This window comes from Collinsella sp. LCP21S3_A9, assembly GCF_052118785.1.
Taxonomy (GTDB): domain Bacteria; phylum Actinomycetota; class Coriobacteriia; order Coriobacteriales; family Coriobacteriaceae; genus Collinsella.
On record NZ_JBQKGN010000006.1, the window covers coordinates 65,301 to 84,528 of the forward strand.

Sequence of the window (19,228 nt, forward strand, 5' to 3'; positions counted from 1 at the left end):
AACTGCTTATCGTCAACTTATGGAGACGGTCGTTCACAAGATTGCGAAAAAGTCTCCATACGAGTAAAAAATCGCAGTTCACGCTTGAAATCGAAGTGATTTCCACGTAACCTATACGAACGTGATTGCATAAGCGTCACATTAGTATCTGTCGGCTCCCGAGTGTTCCTAAACGTTGTGTGCTTGTCGCACCCTTCTGTAGGTCCTAGCAATCGGGGCCCCGTAGTTCGAAAGGGGTCCACCTTTGAGTGAGATTCAGAACTCGTCCATTTTCTCTCTTGACGATGTCAACGAGGAGGAGATGAACAACCTCATCGACGGTACGATTACCGACTTTGATGAGGGCGATCTCGTTAACGGTACTGTCGTTAAGATCGAGCATGACGAGGTGCTCGTTGACATCGGATTCAAGTCCGAGGGCGTTATCCCGGTCCGCGAGCTGTCCATCCGCAAGGACGCTAACCCTGCAGACATCGTTGCACTCGGTGATTCCATCGAGGCCCTGGTTCTCCAGAAGGAGGACAAGGACGGTCGTCTGGTCCTTTCCAAGAAGCGTGCCGAGTACGAGCGTGCTTGGAACCGCATCGAGGAGAAGTTCAACTCCGGCGAGAACGTCGAGGGCGAGGTTATCGAGGTTGTCAAGGGCGGCCTGATCCTCGACATCGGCCTGCGTGGCTTCCTGCCCGCTTCCCTCGTCGACCTCCGTCGCGTCAAGGACCTCACCTCCTACATGGGCACCCGCATCGAGGCCCGCGTCATCGAGATGGACCGCAACCGCAACAACGTCGTTCTCTCCCGTCGCGTCGTGCTTGAGGAGTCCCGTAAGGCCGAGCGTTCCGAGATCCTGTCCAAGCTCAAGTCTGGCATGCGTCTCCAGGGCACCGTTTCCTCCATCGTCGACTTCGGCGCCTTCGTCGACCTCGGCGGTATCGACGGTCTCATCCACATCTCCGAGCTCTCCTGGAACCACGTCAACCATCCTTCCGAGGTTGTCAAGGTCGGCCAGGAGGTCGAGGTCGAGGTTCTCGATGTCGATCTCAACCGCGAGCGCATCTCCCTGGGTCTCAAGCAGACCACCGAGGATCCGTGGCGCGCGCTGGTCAAGAAGTACCCCGTCGGCGCTATCGTCGAGGGCACTGTGACCAAGCTTGTCCCGTTTGGTGCTTTCGTCGATCTGGGCGAGGGCATCGAGGGCCTGGTGCATATCTCCGAGATGGCCAACAAGCACGTCGACCAGCCTTCTCAGGTCACCCACGTTGGCGACAAGGTTCAGGTCAAGGTCATGGAGATCGACCTCGACCGTCGTCGTATCTCCCTGTCTATGAAGTCCGCTGCTGAGACTCTGGGCGTCGAGATCGAGGTTACCCCGCTGCCTTCCGAGAAGAAGGACGAGGAGACCGACGCCGAGTAAATCGGTTTGACGATCACTTGCTTTAAGGGATCCGTCCGCAATGGACGGGTCCCTTTTTGCGTTTGCCGGTGAGGTGCGCAATGCTACTCGTGCGCAACGCTGTCCGGACTGTTCACAGGCTATTGGGTTGTCGGTGCATGAAAATGCCGACATCCCGCCTCGGGGAGGAGGCGGGAACGCACCGAGTAGACGGAGGGGTGCGGAGCGCGGTCGCGTCTCGACTGGCGACGTTGCCCATCGACGACCCTATTGTACCGCATGGCATGGTTCTTGGTATATCGTGTCGAACGCTTGTGTTGTGCCTTTGCCTGCGGCAACGGTGTGTTACACTCTTGCACTGCTGAGTGGGCCAGACGGTCGCGCGATGTGCTGCTTGCGGCACGCGTGAGGAAAGTCCGGGCTCCAGAGGGCGGGATGCCGGCTAACGGCCGGGCGGAGTGATCCGACGGAAAGCGCCGCAGAAAAGAAGACTCCCACCTGCGCCGCAAGGCGTAAAGGGAAAAGCTGAAACGGTGGTGTAAGAGACCACCAGCGTCGTGGCAACACGGCGGCTTGGCAAGCCCCATCCGGAGCAAGCGCGAATAGGAACGCTATGGGCCGGCCCGGTCCGCGTTCGGGTAGCGTGCGTGGAGCTGCACGGTAACGTGCAGACAAGATAAATGACCGTTCACGACAGAACCCGGCTTACAAGCCCACTCAGCTTTCTTGTCGACGCTGCGACGGCGTCAGCTGGCCGATTTGGCGCTCATTCGTCGGTCGCCGCCATAAGGCGTGCTCCCTCCTCTTTCGGGCCAAATCGACTCAGCTGACGCCGTCTCGCTTTCTTTGCCTGGTCATAAACGCCCTCTTTTTTGTTGTAATCTCGTCTTTCAAGGCACCTTGCTCGCGCTGACGGGTTCTCGCTTTCGTTGACGGAATCATCGGCGGTTCCGTTCTTGGCATCTCGCTGTTTTTGCCTGGTCATCGGCAGCTTCATTTCTGTTGCAATCTCGTCTTTCAAGGCACCTTGCTCGCGCTGACGGGTTCTCGCTGTTGGTGACGGCATCATTGGCGTTTTCGCTCTTGTTGGCGAGGACAACGTTGCTGTCTTTGCCGTATTATTGAGGCTGTTTGTTGCCGCGCTTAGTTTTGTTGAGGGGCTTTGTTGGACAGCTATTTTACTCTGCGATCGAATATTGAGGCTTCTGGCGAGTTTGTGGATCGCAAGAGCCGGTTTATTGCCCAGCTGGTCCATATTGAATCCGAGGATGAGGCGAATGCCTTCATCGAGATGGTTCGCAAGCGTCATTACGACGCTCGACACAATGTTCCCGCGTGGATTTTGGTCGATGGACGCGAGCGTCAGAGTGATGACGGTGAGCCGAGCCGCACGAGCGGCATGCCGACGCTCGAGGTGTTGCGCGGCGCTGGGCTCAAAAATGTTTGCTGCGTGGTGACGCGCTATTTTGGCGGCACGCTGTTGGGGCCCGGTGGCTTGGTGCGCGCCTATACCGCGGCGACGCAGGCGGCGGTGGCAGCTGCTCAGGAGGCAGGGCAGGTCGTTGAGATGACGAGCGTCGTGCCTGTTGACGTGCACGTGGCCTATCCGCAGTATGAGCAGGTGCTTCGTTTGGCGCAGGATTCGGGTGCCAAGGTTTCGGATACCGATTACGCGGATGCCGTGACGATTCATTTGGTGTTTAAGGCGGGGGAGCAGGAGCCTTTTTGCGCTAAGATGCGCGAGCTTATGGCGGGGCGCGAGGAGATTGAGGTCGGCGCTCCCAAATTTGCCGAGTTCTAACGGCGACGGCCGGCGTGCTTTTGGATGAATCCCAAGCACGCCAGCCGTCGTTTTCTGTTGCCGCCGTTTACTCGGCGAGCTGCTTTAGCACATCGCAGGCGATCTCGATGGCGTCGTCGATGCAGCCGGGGCAGCTGCGGAGCGGACCATTGTCCGATCCGATGCCCTTGAGCGTGCCGCAGACGGTCGTCGTGTTTTTCGTTTTAAAACGCTTGGCGATTTCGCGCGACAGCTTGTAAGTCTGGCCCTTGGTCTTGGGGTTATCCATGCCGTCGCTCATTACAAAGCCCATGATGGCCACGGCGCCCGAGATAGCGCCGCAGGTCTCGGTCATGCCGCCCATGCCGGCGCCAAAGCCCTCGGTGAGGATAAAGGCGGTCTGGGGGTCGAGCCCGACGGCGGGTGCGAGCGTGCAGGCGACGGCCTGTGCGCAGTTAAAGCCACGGGCGTGGTATTCGGCAGCCTGAGCCTGACAGGCGGTGATGTCGAGCTGGGCAGTATCGATTTGCTTCATCGTTGTCTCCTCGGTAACGGTGTACTCGCCTATGGTACCCTTGCCGATGCATTTGTTCATCGAAAGCCTCATGTATGCCTCATTTTTATCTATCGAATAAATGCCAAGATCTGCGATAAATGCCCCCGGTTGATTTGTCTCATAACCTACCTTGGGGATGGGTTGAGAGGGGTGCGGGGTAGCGGTATCGTGAACCGGATAAAAATGTAACCCAGGCAAGGGAGCTAGATATGAGCGAGCAGACCATCGGTACTACATGTGTTCAGGGCGGCTATCATCCGGGAGATGCGGAGCCGCGCCAGGTGCCCATCTACCAGTCCACCACGTGGAAGTACGACACGTCGGAGCACATGGGCAAGCTGTTTGACCTGGAGGAGTCTGGCTATTTCTACAGCCGTCTGCAGAACCCTACGTGCGATTTGGTTGCCGCCAAGATCTGCGAGATGGAGGGCGGCACCGCTGCGATGCTCACGAGCTCGGGCATGGCTGCGAACTTCCTCGCGATCTTTAACGTGGCCGGCGCCGGCGATCATGTGGTCGCAAGCTCGGCCATCTACGGCGGTACCTACAACCTGCTTGCCCATACCATGGGTCGTATGGGCGTTACCTGCACGTTCGTTGCCCCCGATTGCACCGATGAGGAGCTCGAGGCAGCCTTTGAGCCCAATACCAAGCTCGTCTTTGGCGAGACGATTGCCAACCCCGCCCTTGCCGTGCTCGATATTGAGCGCTTTGCCAAGGCCGCGCATGACCACGGCGTGCCGCTGATGGTCGACAACACCTTCCCGACGCCCGTGATGTGCCGTCCCTTTGAGTGGGGCGCCGATATTGTTACGCACTCCACCACCAAGTACATGGATGGACATGGGGCCTGCCTGGGCGGCGTGATCGTCGACCACGGCCAGTTTGACTGGATGGCCCATGCGGACAAGTTCCCGGGTCTCACCACGCCCGATGAGAGCTACCACGGCGTGACCTATGCCGAGAAGTTCGGTCGCGAGGGCGCCTTCATTACCAAGGCAACCGCTCAGCTCATGCGCGACCTCGGCCCCATGCAGAACCCGCAGGCGGCGTTTTTCCTGAACAGCTCGCTCGAGAGCCTGCATGTGCGCATGCCGCGTCATTGCGAGAACGGTCTGGCTGTTGCCAAGTTCCTGCAGAGCCATCCCAAGGTGCGCTTCGTGAGCTATCCGGGTCTGGAGGGCGACAAGTACTATGACCTAGCTCAAAAGTACATGCCCAACGGTACCTGCGGCGTTGTGAGCTTTGGCTTTAACGGTGGTCGCGCGGCGGCCGAGACCTTTATGAAGAGCCTCAAGCTCGCTCAGATCGCCACGCATGTGGCCGACGCCCGCACTTGCTGCCTGCATCCCGCTAACGCCACGCACCGCCAGATGAACGATGAGGAGCTTATCGCCTGTGGTATCTCCGCCGACATGGTGCGCCTGTCGTGCGGCCTCGAGGACACGGCCGATCTGATTGCCGACCTTGAGCAGGCGCTCGAGCAGTGCTAGGCTAGCGTTCGTGCAAGGCGCCGATGCCGGCAGAAAGCTTCGGTGACCTTTAGTTCCGATACCGTAGGCGGGGCCCCAATCGCGACTGTTTGCAGGCGATTGGGGCCCCGTTTTTGTGTTGTGCCACTCGAAAGGATGGATATGGAGAAAACCGCAGAGCAACTGCGCCGCGAACACATCGCTGTTGAGGGAGACACCCATGGCAAGAACAAATGGGCGATTCTGTTTACGGTGCTCATCATGACGTTTATGGTGTGTCTGGATTCGACCGTCGTGACCGTGGCGCTGCCCGTGATGCAAAAGGGGCCGGGCGTGGGCCTCGATCGCATTCAGCTGGTAAGCCCGGTGTATCTGCTTGCGACTTTGCGGTGCGATGCGGCTTTGTGGTGCGATGCGGCTTGTGGGGCGGGCGGGGGTCGGTCCGTGGTAGACTATCGAGCAACGTTTATTAATCGCGCGGTATCGTTGCCGCGAGAAGGGGTTGCGCCATGCAGGAGCTTAAGGACCGTATTCGCCATGACGGCATCGTAAAGGCCGGTAATGTCCTTAAGGTTGATGCTTTCCTCAACCACCAGTGCGACGTTGAGCTGTTTGACCACATGGGCGCCGAGTGGGCCCGTCTGTTCGAGGATGTCGAGATTAACAAGATCCTTACGATCGAGGCTTCGGGCATTGGCATGGCCTGCATCGCAGCCCAGCATTTTGGCGGCGTGCCGGTGGTCTTTGCCAAGAAGGCGCAGTCCATCAACCTCGACGGCGAGCAGTATGCCACGACCATCTATTCCTTTACCAAGCAGAGGGAGTACCCGGTCATCGTTGGCAAGCGTTTCCTGTCCGAGGGCGACAAGGTCCTGATTATCGACGACTTCCTGGCCAACGGATGCGCGCTCGAGGGTCTTATCAAGATCTGCGAGGCCGCAGGCGCCGAGGTTGCCGGCATTGGCATTGCGGTGGAGAAGGGCTTCCAGGGCGGTGGCGATAAGCTCCGCGAGCGCGGCTTCCGTGTTGAGAGCCTGGCCCGTATCGCCGATATGGACTGTGAGAACGGCGAGATCACCTTCGCCTAAGCGCGCAACACAAACGATTGGTATGCGATGTGACAAAGGGACTGTCCCTTTGTCACATTTTTTGTATGAGGGGAGGTGTTGATATGGATGAGAACAAGATGGGATGGCGTGAGTATGCGCGCTATGTCGAGATGTCGGTCGAGGAGCTGGCGCGCGATTGCGAGGTGCAGGTGTTTCGCGCGACGGGTCCGGGCGGGCAAGGCGTGAACACGACGGACTCGGCGGTGCGCATGAAACATATCCCTACGGGGATTACCGTGACGGCGCGCGAGAGTCGCAGCCAGTTCCAAAATCGTAGCTGCTGTTTGCGTAAGCTGCGCGCTGAGCTTGAGCGTCGCGGGCGTCCACCGCGTCGACGCGTAAAGACCAAGGTGCCTCAGCGCTCTCGCCAGCGCAGACTTAATGACAAGCACTTCAACGCCATTAAAAAGGCCAACCGCCGCAAGCCGGGCGGGGAGGAGTGATCTTCTCGATAAGTTGCGGTGAAATAGGGGCTGTTTTGCGGCTTTACCTGCATAAACAGTCCCTATTTCACCGCAACTTAGGGGTGGTTAGCGGGTTGGGCGCCAGACTTGGAGGGCGCCGGGTAGGATGTCGACTTCGATGCGCGAGGCGATAACAGGTTCGCCGTCGGCCTGGATGGGGTAGTCGGGCTCCTCAAAGGTAAGCTCGGCATGGCGGCAGCGGCGCATGCAAACCGGCGGCAACTTGGTATGGTGGCCGTCCTTGGCCGAAAGGAACATGGGAAGCGCGACCGCGCGCGGAACGGGGCCGCAGGCGTAGCAAACGTCGAGCATGCCGTCGCACGGGTCGGCGTCGGGACAGATGCGATAGCCCGAGCCATAGGTGGGGCCCAGCTGAATCGCCATGATGATCGCCCTCACGCGCTCGGCGGGCGCGCCATCAAAGCTGACTGTCATGGGGTAGTTGCGATAGCGCAGGCCAAACTGTTCAAGTCCCGAGAGGGTGTAGAGCGGAGCGCCGGTGAGGCCCGTCTTTTTGCGCAGCTCGGTGGTGCCCAGGCCGATGGCGGCGTCAATACCGACGGAGAGCGTCTGGTCGTAGTACTCAACGGAAGCCTCGCCGCTACCGCTTGCAGGGTTCCATGAGCGAATGCGACCGATGTCCTGACGCTGCAGCTCGCAGGTGAGCAGCGCGCCAAAATCCTTGCCGGAGAAATCTTCTATACCGAGCGTTTGGGCAAAATCGTTGCCGGAACCCACGGGTAGGATGGCAAGAGCGGGGCGGGGGTCCTCCTTTTGTGCCATAAGCCCGTTGACGACCTCGTGGATCACGCCGTCGCCGCCAAGGGCGATAACGGTGCGATAGCCCTGAGCCTGTGCGGCCAGCTCCTTGGCGTGCCCCATACGCTCGGTCAATACCAGGTCAAACTGGGATGCGCGTGCAGTCATGTCCAAAAAGCGTTGCAGGCGCTCGGCAACTTCGCGCGCCGCACCCGATTGGGCGGCTGGGTTGGCGATGATGAGCGTGCGACCAAAATCAGTTGCGTGCATGGGCGACTCCCGGCATATGGCGTGACGGTGCGGTCGCGCTCGGGTCGAATTGCCCCCCCCCGATTGTGGCTGCACGGCGAATACTTACGTCTACTCTATCAGGTCGTTGTGGCGCTCGATAGCATCCGCTACCGTACCGCCCTCATCCACTATAAGCGAACGGCGCTTGGGTGAGATGATGCGCTGGGCAGGGTACACGCCGCGGTGTCCGCCGGCGAGATAGCTGATAAAGGCCACGATGACAAAGAACCCGGCGGCCGTGCCGTGGAACAGGTCGATGGCCATCATGCAGGTGGTGATGGGCACGTTAAGGCCGGCACAGAACACGCCGAGCATGCCGAGAGCCGCCAGAAAGCTGGGGTCGAGCCCGGTAAGGCAACCGATCCAGCCACCGAGTGCCGCACCGATGCCAAACAGGGGCGTGACCTCGCCGCCTTGGAAACCGGCACCCAGGGTGAGTGCCGTTACGACGAGCTTGATGGCGGCGTCGGCGAGGGTGGTGTTGCCGGCAAACCCGGCGCCCGAAAGCCACGTGGAAAGGCCGGCGTAGTCCCAGGCGTCGAGGAGGGCATAGACAGCCAAAACCACGAGTGCGCCTATAAGGGCGCGAACGAGGTAATTGGTGATAAAGCGACCGTACAGGCTCTTGACGGTTCGAACCGACCAGGCAAAGAGGCGTGCCGTCAGACCGAAGACAATGGCGCTGATCACAACGATAACGACCGTTTTGGGCGTCATGGCGGGAACGCTGGCGATGGCATTCGCTTCGTACTCGGTACCCAGGGCGAGTGATGTAAAGTAGCCGGTAAACGAGGCGACCAGGCAGTAGATCCCTGCGGTGTAGTCGATCTTGCCGATAAAGCACATCTCCATGCCAAAGAAAGCTCCGGCAAGGGGCGAACCGAACACGGCGCCAAAGGCCGACGAGATGCCGGCGAGCATGAGGTCGTGGTGGTCATGCTTTTTGAGGTGGGCGAGGCTTGAGATGTTGCTGGCGATGGTACCGCCAATCTGCACCGCGGCTCCCTCGCGACCGGCCGATCCGCCCGTTAGGTGCGTGAGTGTGGAGCAGACGAAGGTGAGGACGGCCATGCGCATATGGATGAGGCGTGTACTCAGAGCGGAGTCGATGACCAGGTTGTTACCGCGTTTGGCGGCAAGACCGTGGTTTTTGTACACCCATGCGGTGGCAACGCCCACAACGGGAAGCATGGCGTAGATCCACGTATGGTGCTCGCGATAGTCGGTCGCGATATTCAACGAGGCCAAAAACGCCCAAGCGGCAACGCCCATGGCGAGCGAGACGATGACGACGAGTACGAGCAACTTAGCGCTCGCGAGTAGGTTGTGGGCATTGCGGCGCGTGTCGGCAGCCAAGAGATGCTCGGAGCGGGTGAGCTGTTGCCTGCCTGCCATGATGACGTCGTTAAGGGAGAAAAAGCCGCCGTCGTCGAGCGACTGGGAATGATCCTGCGCCTCGTTTGCGCTTTCGGGTTTGTCGGTAAAAGCCATACGTTCCTCTTTTAGGTTGCAACACGAGCATTATAGAACGTGCCAAACGTGACAAACCGGCAGGTTGGTTTCGGTTCTGTTTCGCGGCTTGCGGCCGACAGATGTATTCGAGAACGTGGGTCGTTTCGCCGTCGTTCGGCAGGGGATTATACTGAGACAAGCATAAAGAATTGGCGCCCCCGTTGTGCGCTGTGGCATTAAGAGGTGCATATGGCAGAGAAACTCATTCCGCTGGAGGACGCGCAGTCGATTGTTCTGTCGCACGTTGCTCCGACCGATCTCGTCGAGATTCCCGTGTGGCAGGCCGCCGGTCTTCCCTTGGCCGAGGACGCGGTGGCCGATATCGACATTTCGCCGTTTGCCAACAGCGCTATGGACGGATATGCCGTGCGCACGGCGGACTTGGTGCAGGCATCTGGCGAGGCGCCGGTGACGCTCGACGTTATCGGACACGAGGCTGCGGGCCATGTGTTTGGGGGCGCAATCGGCGCGGGCGACACGGTTCGTATCATGACGGGCGCGCCGGTACCCGAAGGTGCCGATGCCGTGGTGAAGTACGAGATCGTCGATGTGCTCGACGGTGACGGCAACGAGGGTTCGCGTGTGAGATTCTCGGCGCCGGCCAAGGTGGGGGAGAACGTTCGATCGGCTGCTGAGGAAGCGCATACTGGCGACGTCGTGATGTACGCTGGAGAGGTTGTGGCTCCGGCGGGCGCCGGCTTGCTGGCGAGCGCCGGGTATGCGAGTGTGAAGGTGCATGCCGCGCCGCGCGTGGGCATTATCTCGCTGGGGACGGAACTGGTCGCACCGAGTAACGTGCCGGCGCGCGGGCAGATTCGCGACTCCAACTCGTCGGCGTTGATGGCCGAGGCGCTCGATGCAGGAGCCGAGCCCGTGTTCTACGGCATTGCGCCCGATGATGAGCAGGCGATTGCCGAGTTGGTGCATCGCGCCGCGCAGGACTGCGATTTTGTCATTACGAGTGGTGGCGCCTCTGCGGGTGATTACGACTATGTGACGGCGCTCGTTCGGCGCGAGGGCGAGGTGCTGTTCGACCGCATCTCGATGCGTCCCGGCAAGGCCATCACGTTTGGCCTGCTGGGGGGCAAGCCATATTTGGGACTTTCGGGCAATCCCGCGGCGGCGTATGTGGGCTTTGAGATGCTCGCCCGCCCGGCGATCCGCAAGATGCGCGGCTTTGCCGAGGGCGTGCGTCCCGTGCAGCAGGCGAAGCTCACACACGGCGTGAAGAAGCGACAGCATCGCCGCTTCTTCGATCGTGCCACGGTTTTACGCGACCCCGAGACCGGTGAGCTGTTGGTGACCGAGGCCAAGACGCAGAATTCGGCGCTGCTCGGCACGATGCAGCGGGCCAATTGCCTGCTGCGTATTGACGAAGGCCCGTGTGACCTCAGGGCGGGCGACGTCGTGGATGTCGTGCGTGTCGACTTGCCTGAGGGCGCGGTGCTATAGGAGGAATGCTATGGAGTTGAAGATATCGATTGTGACGTGCTCGGATACGCGCGATCTTGCCCAGGACGAGGCGGGTGCTGCGCTCGAGGAACTCATCGCGGCGCAGGGCTGGACGGTCGCCTCACATGTGGTCGTGCGCGACGACGTCAGCGAGATCGGTGATGCCATTGTGGAAGCGGCCGATGAGTGCCACGCCAATGTCGTGCTTACCTGCGGCGGCACGGGCCTTTCGATGCGCGACGTGACGCCCGAGGCGACGCGTGCCGTCTGCGACCGCGATGTACCGGGTATTGCAGAGGCGATCCGTGCGTACTCCATGACCAAGACGCGCCGCGCTATGCTTTCGCGCGCCGTGTGCATGCAGCGTGGGCATACGCTTGTCATCAACTTTCCGGGATCAACGAAAGCGGCCCGCGAAAGCTGGGAGGCTGTGAGCGACCAGCTGGAGCACGCAGCTCAAATGACGGCGGGGGGCGGGCACGCCAAATAAGCGCATTACCTGCGGCGGAGTGACCTTACGGGCTGCTCCGCCTTTTTTATGCAGCGACAGTGCGGGCCGTCTTGTGGTTATCGGTAAAGGAAAATTATTAGACGAGAAATATTTATCACAAACACTATTCGCACAAAAGTATAATCTAGTAACAGAATAAAGCTTGCGGCGGGGTGCCCGGGCGTAGCCTTCGAAAGGGTTGAACATGTTCGATACGGTTTCTCGCCGCGGGTTCGTTTCACTTTCCGCTGTCGCCGCTGCCGGCCTTGGGCTTGCCGGCTGTTCCGGCAACAAGACGTCTGGGCCGACTGGCTCCGATGCCGGTTTTGCTAAGGCATCTTCCAAGAAGGCTGTCGAGCTGCAAGTCTTTGCTGCCAACTCGCTCGAGAAGGCTCTGCCCGAGGTTCAGAAGCTCTATACCGACCAGACCGGCACCACGTTTGCCGACACGCAGTTTAAGGCGTCTGGCGACCTTGTCGAGCAGATGCGCGCCGGTGCCGCCGTCGACGTACTCATCACGGCCTCCAAGGGCACCATGGATGACGCCGAGGCCGCCGAGCTCGTCGACGCCGACACGCGTGAGGACATGTTCGTCAACGACCTCGTGATCATTCGCGCCGAGGGCTCCGAAACCAAGGTCGAGGCCATCGCCGTCGTCGCGAACCTGGACGGCAAGATCGCCATCGGCGCCGCCAAGACCGTTCCCGCTGGCAAGTACGCCAACCAGGCCCTGGCCTCCGTGGGCCTCTACACCGGCACCGAGGGCGACGACGGCGAGTATGCACCCGATTTCGCCGACAAGGTGGCTCTGGCCGACAAGGTCGGCACCGCTGCGTCTTACGTCTCTACGGGCGATTGCGTGGCCGGTTTTGTCTACAGCTCCGATATCTTCCGCTACGACGGCATCGAGGAGACCTTCGTGTGCCCCGAGGACTCGCACAAGCCCATCGTGTATCCCGGCGCTGTCGCCGATAGCTCCGAGCACGCCGACGAGGCCAAGGCGTTCATCGACTTCTGCCTGACCAACAAGAAAGCCCAGAAGATTTGGGCTAAGTACGGCTTTGAGCTTTCCGCGTAGTTCGCAACATCGCTGCATAACGATATGCTTGAGGGCGGGCGTTCTCGCGATCGCCCGCCCTTTTGATTGAACCGGCGTGTCCGCGCGCCGTTGCCCTGTGTTTGAGGAGTCGCCCGTGCCAAGGAAAACGATTCGCCTGCTCGCCGTGCTGGCTGCGGTTCTGTGCGTGCTGACCGCACCGCCCGGGGTTGCTCGGGCCGAGGCACTCTTCACCACCGCCGATGGCCGCCAGGCGACCGAAGATTCCGCGCTTATCGATGGCGTCGGGTTTGGCCTCAACGCGTTTGAGCGCAATGCCAAGGGCACGGCCCGTTCGTTTGCGGGTCAGCCCGAGGGCTACCGTTTTCCTATCTACAAGAAGACGACCCTCGTGACGGTGACGACGCCTGAGAGCATCGTGGTCTGGCTCGACGCCCATGCCGCCAAAGACGCGGGGCTCGATATCTCAAAGGCAGATGACCAAAAGGCGCTCAAGAAGATGCTCGTGGGGCTCGACAAGTCGCACTCCATGGGTGGTGCGTTGCTGGAGGACTCTAATCTCGAATGGGTCTTTACCTCGGATAACGCGCTGGTGCAGAGCGATTACCGCTATCAGTTTAAGGTGAAGGGCGGCAACGGCGATTACTACACGGTAGTGAATGCCGCCGACGCCGCGAATGCCGAGCTAGATTTGGGTGACGGCGCCCTGTGGAGCGATAACGCCGCCCTCGTGCGGTATGCGGACGTGTCGACGACGGTGCCGCCGTCGCTGGCGGAGCGCGCCGCAGCCTTCTTTGGCGACATCGACTATCGCCCGTTTTGGGTGTCCATAAAAACGAGCGGCCTTGCCCTGCTGATCTCCTTTGCGCTGGGGCTGTTCGCCGCGTGGAAGACTATGGGTACCTCGAGTCGCATCAAGGGCCTGCTCGATTCGGTTTTTACGATTCCTATGGTGCTGCCGCCCACGGTCTGCGGCTTTCTGCTCCTCATGCTGTTTGGCCGCTCGACCGGGGTGGGCCAGTGGCTCATCGCGCACGGCATCTCGATTGTCTTTACGTGGCCGGCGGCGGTGATATCTGCCGTGGTGGTGTCGTTTCCGCTCGTCTATCGTACGGCACTCGGTGCCTTCGAGAGCCTCGACACGCAGATGCTCGACGCCGCGCGAACCTTAGGATGGTCCGAACGTCGCATCTTTGCCAAGCTCATGATGCCGCTCGGCTGGCCCTCCATCGCCGCCGGCACGGTGCTCGCCTTTGCCCGCGCAATGGGCGAGTTTGGCTGCACCCTGTTCTTTGCGGGCAACTACGCCGGTATTACGCAGACCATTCCCATCGCCATTTACTTTGAATGGATGGGCGGCAACACGTCGGTGGCCCTCTTTTGGGTCGTGGTCGTAATCGTGTTTAGTTTCCTAGTCATTCTGTTCATCAACATGTACACGGCGCATTCGCAAAAGTATCGCGAGCGGGGCCTTTCCCGTGCGGAGCGCAAGCAGGCCAAAGATCTCGCCGGACGGGGCGATTCACTCGACCCGGCGGGCGGCGATGCCTTGCGTATCGATCGCGAGGCGCTGGCCGAGCTCATGCGCGATGACGCCGTCTCGGAGGGAAGTCGATAGGCCATGTCACTCGTTCTGGACATCAAAAAACGCTATCCCGGGTTTACGCTCGACATGCAGCTTGAGGCCGGCGAGGAGCGCGTGGCGCTGCTGGGCGCCTCGGGTTGTGGCAAGAGCTGTACGTTGCGCTGCATTGCCGGCGTGGAGACGCCCGACGAGGGCAAGATCGTCGTCAACGGCATGACCTTTTTTGACTCGGCGGCGGGCATCAACCTGTCGCCCCAGGAGCGCAAATGCGCCCTGCTGTTCCAAAACTATCAGCTGTTTCCCAACATGACGGTGGCCGATAACGTATGCGCCGGCGTAAAGGATGCGGGCGACGCCGCCGCGCGCAAAAAGCTCGCCGAGCGCTATCTGGGCATTTTCGGTCTGGCCGATTTTGCCGACCGCTATCCCGCGCGACTCTCGGGCGGCCAGCAGCAACGCGTGGCGCTCGCCCGCATGGTGGCGGCGCATCCGGGCATCTTTATGTTCGACGAGCCTATGAGCGCGCTCGATTCCTATCTTAAGAGCGCACTCGAGCAGAACATGCTCGACCTGTTCGACGTCTGTAACCGCACCGTGCTCTACGTGAGCCACGACATTGACGAAGCGTGCCGCCTCTGCCAGCGCATCTGCGTGATGCATAACGGGCGCGTCGAGGAGATCGGTTCTGTCGAGGACGTGGTTCGCCGTCCGCAGACGCTGGCGGCGCTGCGCTTGACGGGGTGCAAGAACACAAGCCGCGCACGAAAGATCGGGCCCGAGGAAGTTGAGGCGCTCGACTGGGGCATGACCTTTAACGTGGGTCGCGAGGTTCCCGATAATGTGGTGTACCTGGGCATTCGCGCAAGCTACTTCCATGTTGACAATCGCGCGGAGCGGGGCCGCAACAGCTATGATTTGCACGTGGCCCGAGTGAGCGATTCACGTTTTGAGCGCCTGGTGCTGCTGGACGTGCCGCGCGTCGATGCGCCCACGCGCCTGCAGTGGAAGGTCAACAAGGTGGGCGTGCCTGTCGACGGGCTGCCGCAAGCGGGCGAGACGCTGCGCATGCATTTTGATGCCAGTAGGATCCATTTGGTCTGTCGATAGCGCCGGGTAATGCCGTCGGGGATATAAGTCTCGGCGGCTTTGTCTTGCCGTTCGCCGAATGAGGGATGACAAACTCTTATCAATCAAGATAATTATTTATTAAACGACGGCACACGATGCTGTCGTACGACGATGCCGCGGGGGCTGCAAGCGTGGCTCTGTGTGGTACGTCCGACGAGGTGATTCCCGAGGGCGAGAAGGTGCTGCCGGCAAATCTGTGTCCGCTCATCAAGTCGACGTACGTCTTTGCCTACTCGCAAAAGTGCCCGTTTACGTACTTTAGCGACATGATCATCGGCGAGACCACCTGCGACGGCAAGAAGAAGATGTACGAGCTGCTGGGGGAGCTCAAGCGCACGCACATTCTGCATCTTCCGCAGGGTCGCGATCGCGCCTACGAGCGTGAAGGCTGGTACGAGGAGTGCCGCCTGCTCAAGGAGGAGCTCGAGGGCTTCTACGGCGGCTAAGGCCGCTGTGGTCGATGGGGTGGATTCGGTGACGTGGACCTGCGTGCAGCCAACCGGGTTCTCCTCGGTCGATGCTTCCGAGCGGCTGCGCGAGGCACTGGCAGCGGCTGGCTATGACGTGGCTGCCGACCTGGCGCGTTCCGGCGAGCCCACCAAGATCAGCAGCATGTGCACGGTGTTTGCCGAGAGCGAGGTCATTAGCCTGATCGGCCGCGGCGAGCCGCGCGAGAACATTGCGCGTGGCGTGATCGAGAGCGTCGTGTCGCGTGTGGCGACCATGGCCTCGCAAGCCGCGGGCGCCCCGTACTATCTGACCGGTGGTCTGTGCGAAAACGCCTATGTCGTCGAGCGTCTTGGCGCATTGGTGGGCTCGCCGGTCACCACCTCGCCCCAGGCCCGCTTTGCCGGTGCCATCGGCGCGGCCATTCGAGCCCAGGCGCTCGCGTAGGGGGCCGGTGCGATAAATTGCCCGCTCTCGGCGCCGCCATGCGTATACTGGGAGGAACTGATTGACCTATGAGAGGAGGTATCGATGGCTGACGATCTCATGAAGCTCACGCAGATGACTGCCGCGAGCGGTTGAGCCGCTAAGTTGGCTCCTGGAGCCCTCGCCCAGGTCCTGGGCGACTTACCCAATGTGCATAACGACAACCTGCTCGTGGGGTTCGATACCTCCGACGATGCGAGCGTCTTCCGCGTTGGCGATAACTTGGGCCTCGTGCAGTCCATCGACTTCTTCCCACCGATGGTCGACGACCCGTTCCTGTTTGGCCAGATCGCCGCGGCAAACTCGCTGTCGGACATATACGCCATGGGCGGACGGCCGAGCCATGCCATGAACCTGCTTTGCATACCCAGTTGCCTGGGCGTTGAGGTTGCCGGCCAGATTCTGGCGGGTGGCGCCGACAAGTGCGTCGAGGCCTGCTGTGCCATCGCGGGCGGCCACACCATCAACGACGACGAGCCCAAGTACGGCCTGTCCGTGAGTGGCTTTGTCGCGCTTGACCGTATGCTCACCAACAGCGGCGCACGCGTGGGCGATGTTCTGCTGCTGACCAAGGCGATCGGCTCGGGCATCATCACTACGGCCATTAAGGGCGAGCTCATCGAACAGGACGAGGCCGCAGCCATGTTTGACTCGATGCGGACCCTCAACGAGGCTCCGATTCGTCTGGCCGAGGACCTCGAGCTTCATGGCTGCACCGACATCACGGGCTTTGGCCTGATCGGACATGCGTGCGAGATGGCCGAGGGCTCGGGCGTGCAGATTGAGCTTGTGTCGGGGGCGGTGCCGCTCTTTGACCAGGTGCTCGACATGGCACGCCTTGGCATTATCCCTGCCGGCGCCTACCGCAACCAGGACTTTTTTGGCTCGCGCGTGGCGGTCGACGATGGCCTGGAGCCGGGCATGCTCGACGCGCTGTACGATCCGCAGACCTCGGGCGGCCTGCTTATCGCGGCGCCTGCTGCCGATGTGGATGAGCTTGCGCGCCGTCTGCATGCCGAGGGGTGCGTTGCCGCCGTCGTCGGTCGCGTGTGCGAGCCGGTGCCAGGCGGTCCTGCCGTCCACGTTGTCCGCTAGCCCGCACGTTTATGTAACTGTTTACCGTTCTCTAGAACGGTTCTTTCGAAAGGAAATGCTATGTCTACCAAGATTGAAGTTAATGCCATGGACGATGCCTGCCCGCTGCCCGTTGTCAAGACGCTTAAGGCGCTCAAGCAACTCGATGGCGAGGGCGTTGTCGTGACCTCGGTCGATAACGAGACCGCCGTCAAGAACATCTCCAAGATGGCGCAGGAGAAGGGCTGCACGGCCTCGGTCGAGAAGGTTTCTGACGCCGAGTGGCACGTGACCGTGGCGACCGCCGGTGCCGTGGCCGTGGCTGATCCCGAGCAGGATGGCGCTGCCTTCTGTGATGCCAGCGCCGGCAAGGGCAAGCTCGTCATTTCCGTCTACACCGACTGCATGGGCCGCGGCGACGACGAGCTGGGCCACAAGCTCATGAAGGCCTTCATCTTTGCCGTGACGCAGCAGGAGGAGCTGCCCGCGACCATGCTGTTCTACAACGGCGGCGCCAAGCTCACCGTCGAGGGCTCGCCGGTGCTCGATGACCTGAAGGGCCTGGCCGAGCAGGGCGTCGAGATTCTCACCTGCGGTACCTGCCTGGACCACTTTGGCATCAAAGACCAGCTTGCGGTGGGCGAGGTCACCAACATGTACGTGATCGTGGAGAAGATGGGGCAGGCCGTGCGCGTCGTGCGCCCGTAGCGTATTGGTTGGAGTTGCCATGAGGGAGAAGCGTCCGGCGCTTGTCATCACGTTTCCCACCACGGCGGCCGCCATGGGCTGCGAGTCCCTATGCATCGAGCGCGGCCTCCCCGGGCGCACGATCCCCGTGCCCGGGGAGGTCGCTGCCGGCTGCGGCTTGGCGTGGAAGGCGTTGCCTGCCGATGAGGAGCTACTGCGCGCCGAGCTTGCCACAGCTGGTGTTCCCACCGAGGGCTTTACGGTGATTGACATGTGGGAGGTCGTGCGATGATCTATCTGGATAACGCGGCGACGACCATGCATAAGCCGCAGACGGTCATCGATGCCGTGACGCAGGCGATGTGCTCGCTCGGCAATGCCGGACGTGGCGCGACGTCGGGTGCGCTCGACGCGGCGCGTACCATCCACGGCTGTCGTGCCAAGCTCGCGCGCCTTTTGGGTTGCCCGAGAGCGGACCATGTTTGTTTTACGCCCAACTCCACCGCGGCGCTCAACACCGCCATCTGTGGCGTGGTGCGCCCCGGCGACCGTGTGGTCACGACGGTGCTCGAGCACAACTCGGTGTTACGCCCGCTCAATCGCCTGGCAGCGGAACAGGGTGTGGCGGTTGAGCATGCGGGCTGCGACGCGAACGGCGTGCTCGACTACGACGAGCTCGAGTGGTTGGTGACGCCGGACACGCGTGCTGTGGTGGTGACGCACGCCTCCAATGTGACCGGCAACGCGGTCGACATTGCGCGCGTAGCGGCCATGGCCCATGCGGCAGGTGCGCTGGTGATCGTCGATGCCTCGCAGTCTGCCGGCACGGCGAAGATCGACATGGATGCCATGGGGCTCGACGTTGTGTGTTTTACCGGTCACAAGGGGCTTATGGGTCCGCAGGGGACCGGCGGCCTGGCCGTGGCAGAGGGCGTCGACGTGGCGCCCTGGGCCATGGGCGGCACGGGCGTGCACAGCTTCGATGCGCTGCAGCCGCTTGAGTGGCCCACGCGCCTTGAGGCGGGCACGCTCAACGGTCACGGTATCGCGGGCCTTTCTGCCGGCCTCGACTTTATCGAGGCACAAGGCGGGGTCGAGGCGATTGCGGCGCATGAGCGCTCGCTTGCAGAGCGCTTCCTTGCCGGCGTGCGCGAGATTCCGGGGATTAAGCTCTACGGTGCCTTTGACCAGCCCGTGCGCTCGGCGATCGTCTCACTCAACGTGGGTGATATCGACTCTGCCCAGATTTCGGACGCGCTCATGCAGGGGTGGGGGATTGCGACGCGCCCCGGCGCCCATTGTGCCCCGCTCATGCACCGCGCGCTCGGGACTGAGCGTCAGGGTGTCGTTCGTTTCTCGTTTGGGTATTTCAACACGGACGAGGAAGTCGACACCGCGATTGACGCGCTCCGCGATTTAGCCTGTTAGAGCGTATATACTTGCGGGACGGGTCTTTTGCCCGTCCCGTTTTGTTTCGACCCGAAAGGTG

Annotated in this window: 21 protein-coding genes and 1 other RNA gene; 18 read left to right on the forward strand and 4 right to left on the reverse strand. The window is 61.2% G+C overall.

What is annotated here, in order from left to right; translation table 11 throughout:
* Positions 1-244: 244 nt before the first annotated feature.
* Both rpsA and rnpB read left to right on the forward strand, forming a co-directional pair.
* Positions 245-1,411: a 30S ribosomal protein S1 gene (gene rpsA, locus ACTQ05_RS03835; protein ID WP_154515317.1), complete on the forward strand. Its 1,167-nt coding sequence runs from the start codon at positions 245-247 to the stop codon at positions 1,409-1,411.
* A gap of 341 nt (positions 1,412-1,752) precedes the next feature.
* Positions 1,753-2,114: RNase P RNA component class A (rnpB, locus tag ACTQ05_RS03840), an RNA gene on the forward strand.
* Positions 2,115-2,156: 42 nt separating this feature from the next.
* Here the strand turns inward: rnpB and ACTQ05_RS03845 are convergent.
* Positions 2,157-2,645, reverse strand: a complete 489-nt coding sequence (locus tag ACTQ05_RS03845; RefSeq protein WP_441537990.1) for a hypothetical protein — start codon at positions 2,643-2,645, stop codon at positions 2,157-2,159.
* Between ACTQ05_RS03845 and ACTQ05_RS03850 the strand changes: the two genes are divergently transcribed.
* Positions 2,607-3,191 carry an IMPACT family protein gene (locus tag ACTQ05_RS03850; RefSeq protein ID WP_441537992.1) on the forward strand — a complete coding sequence of 195 codons (585 nt, stop codon included), beginning with the start codon at positions 2,607-2,609 and terminating at the stop codon, positions 3,189-3,191. The two genes, ACTQ05_RS03845 and ACTQ05_RS03850, sit on opposite strands and share 39 nt — an antisense overlap.
* Before the next feature lie 67 nt (positions 3,192-3,258).
* On the opposite strand, the gene ACTQ05_RS03855 is transcribed toward ACTQ05_RS03850, so the two are convergent.
* Positions 3,259-3,777, reverse strand: a complete 519-nt coding sequence (locus tag ACTQ05_RS03855; protein ID WP_195838525.1) for a C-GCAxxG-C-C family protein — start codon at positions 3,775-3,777, stop codon at positions 3,259-3,261.
* Positions 3,778-3,935: 158 nt separating this feature from the next.
* Here ACTQ05_RS03855 and ACTQ05_RS03860 point away from each other — a divergent pair, with 158 nt between their 5' ends.
* The 4 genes from ACTQ05_RS03860 (at position 3,936) to ACTQ05_RS03875 (ending at position 6,750) form a co-directional block, all read left to right on the forward strand.
* Positions 3,936-5,219: an O-acetylhomoserine aminocarboxypropyltransferase/cysteine synthase family protein gene (locus tag ACTQ05_RS03860; protein WP_427719685.1), complete on the forward strand. Its 1,284-nt coding sequence runs from the start codon at positions 3,936-3,938 to the stop codon at positions 5,217-5,219.
* A gap of 141 nt (positions 5,220-5,360) precedes the next feature.
* A complete protein-coding gene (locus ACTQ05_RS03865) occupies positions 5,361-5,750 on the forward strand; it encodes a hypothetical protein (RefSeq protein ID WP_441537994.1) in 390 nt (129 codons plus the stop codon).
* Positions 5,708-6,286, forward strand: coding sequence for a xanthine phosphoribosyltransferase (locus ACTQ05_RS03870; RefSeq protein ID WP_441016246.1), 579 nt, complete (start codon positions 5,708-5,710; stop codon positions 6,284-6,286). Before ACTQ05_RS03865 ends, ACTQ05_RS03870 begins: the two co-directional genes overlap by 43 nt.
* An 83-nt stretch (positions 6,287-6,369) precedes the next feature.
* Positions 6,370-6,750 carry a peptide chain release factor family protein gene (locus ACTQ05_RS03875; RefSeq protein WP_427747757.1) on the forward strand — a complete coding sequence of 127 codons (381 nt, stop codon included), beginning with the start codon at positions 6,370-6,372 and terminating at the stop codon, positions 6,748-6,750.
* An 87-nt stretch (positions 6,751-6,837) separates the two neighbouring features.
* Here ACTQ05_RS03875 and ACTQ05_RS03880 read toward each other — a convergent pair whose 3' ends face one another.
* The gene (locus tag ACTQ05_RS03880; protein WP_441537997.1) at positions 6,838-7,800 is read right to left on the reverse strand and encodes a diacylglycerol/lipid kinase family protein; all 963 of its coding nucleotides are present in this window, start codon (positions 7,798-7,800) and stop codon (positions 6,838-6,840) included.
* Positions 7,801-7,890: 90 nt separating this feature from the next.
* On the reverse strand, positions 7,891-9,312 hold the full coding sequence (locus ACTQ05_RS03885) for a chloride channel protein (protein ID WP_441537999.1): 1,422 nt from the start codon (positions 9,310-9,312) through the stop codon (positions 7,891-7,893).
* Between the two features lie 210 nt (positions 9,313-9,522).
* Between ACTQ05_RS03885 and ACTQ05_RS03890 the strand changes: the two genes are divergently transcribed.
* The 11 genes from ACTQ05_RS03890 (at position 9,523) to ACTQ05_RS03940 (ending at position 19,167) form a co-directional block, all read left to right on the forward strand.
* Positions 9,523-10,785 carry a molybdopterin molybdotransferase MoeA gene (locus ACTQ05_RS03890; protein ID WP_441538000.1) on the forward strand — a complete coding sequence of 421 codons (1,263 nt, stop codon included), beginning with the start codon at positions 9,523-9,525 and terminating at the stop codon, positions 10,783-10,785.
* A 10-nt stretch (positions 10,786-10,795) separates the two neighbouring features.
* A complete protein-coding gene (locus tag ACTQ05_RS03895; RefSeq protein WP_427794485.1) occupies positions 10,796-11,275 on the forward strand; it encodes a MogA/MoaB family molybdenum cofactor biosynthesis protein in 480 nt (159 codons plus the stop codon).
* A 205-nt stretch (positions 11,276-11,480) separates the two neighbouring features.
* Positions 11,481-12,353 carry a molybdate ABC transporter substrate-binding protein gene (gene modA, locus ACTQ05_RS03900; protein ID WP_441538001.1) on the forward strand — a complete coding sequence of 291 codons (873 nt, stop codon included), beginning with the start codon at positions 11,481-11,483 and terminating at the stop codon, positions 12,351-12,353.
* A gap of 115 nt (positions 12,354-12,468) precedes the next feature.
* Complete coding sequence (gene modB, locus ACTQ05_RS03905; protein ID WP_441538003.1) at positions 12,469-13,950, forward strand: molybdate ABC transporter permease subunit; 1,482 nt, start codon at positions 12,469-12,471, stop codon at positions 13,948-13,950.
* A 3-nt stretch (positions 13,951-13,953) separates the two neighbouring features.
* On the forward strand, positions 13,954-15,024 hold the full coding sequence (locus ACTQ05_RS03910; RefSeq protein ID WP_441538005.1) for a sulfate/molybdate ABC transporter ATP-binding protein: 1,071 nt from the start codon (positions 13,954-13,956) through the stop codon (positions 15,022-15,024).
* 116 nt (positions 15,025-15,140) lie between these two features.
* On the forward strand, positions 15,141-15,491 hold the full coding sequence (locus ACTQ05_RS03915) for a 2-hydroxyacyl-CoA dehydratase (protein WP_441016223.1): 351 nt from the start codon (positions 15,141-15,143) through the stop codon (positions 15,489-15,491).
* A 28-nt stretch (positions 15,492-15,519) separates the two neighbouring features.
* Positions 15,520-15,939 carry a BadF/BadG/BcrA/BcrD ATPase family protein gene (locus tag ACTQ05_RS03920; RefSeq protein ID WP_427727551.1) on the forward strand — a complete coding sequence of 140 codons (420 nt, stop codon included), beginning with the start codon at positions 15,520-15,522 and terminating at the stop codon, positions 15,937-15,939.
* 84 nt (positions 15,940-16,023) lie between these two features.
* Positions 16,024-17,073, forward strand: coding sequence for a selenide, water dikinase SelD (selD, locus tag ACTQ05_RS03925; RefSeq protein WP_441538008.1), 1,050 nt, complete (start codon positions 16,024-16,026; stop codon positions 17,071-17,073).
* 60 nt (positions 17,074-17,133) lie between these two features.
* Entirely contained in the window at positions 17,134-17,760 is a 627-nt protein-coding gene (gene yedF / locus ACTQ05_RS03930) for a sulfurtransferase-like selenium metabolism protein YedF (RefSeq protein ID WP_441538010.1), read from the forward strand.
* Positions 17,761-17,779: 19 nt separating this feature from the next.
* Entirely contained in the window at positions 17,780-18,031 is a 252-nt protein-coding gene (locus tag ACTQ05_RS03935) for a DUF3343 domain-containing protein (RefSeq protein WP_441538012.1), read from the forward strand.
* Positions 18,028-19,167 carry an aminotransferase class V-fold PLP-dependent enzyme gene (locus ACTQ05_RS03940; RefSeq protein ID WP_441538014.1) on the forward strand — a complete coding sequence of 380 codons (1,140 nt, stop codon included), beginning with the start codon at positions 18,028-18,030 and terminating at the stop codon, positions 19,165-19,167. The genes ACTQ05_RS03935 and ACTQ05_RS03940 overlap by 4 nt, the downstream gene beginning before the upstream one ends.
* Positions 19,168-19,228: the final 61 nt, after the last annotated feature.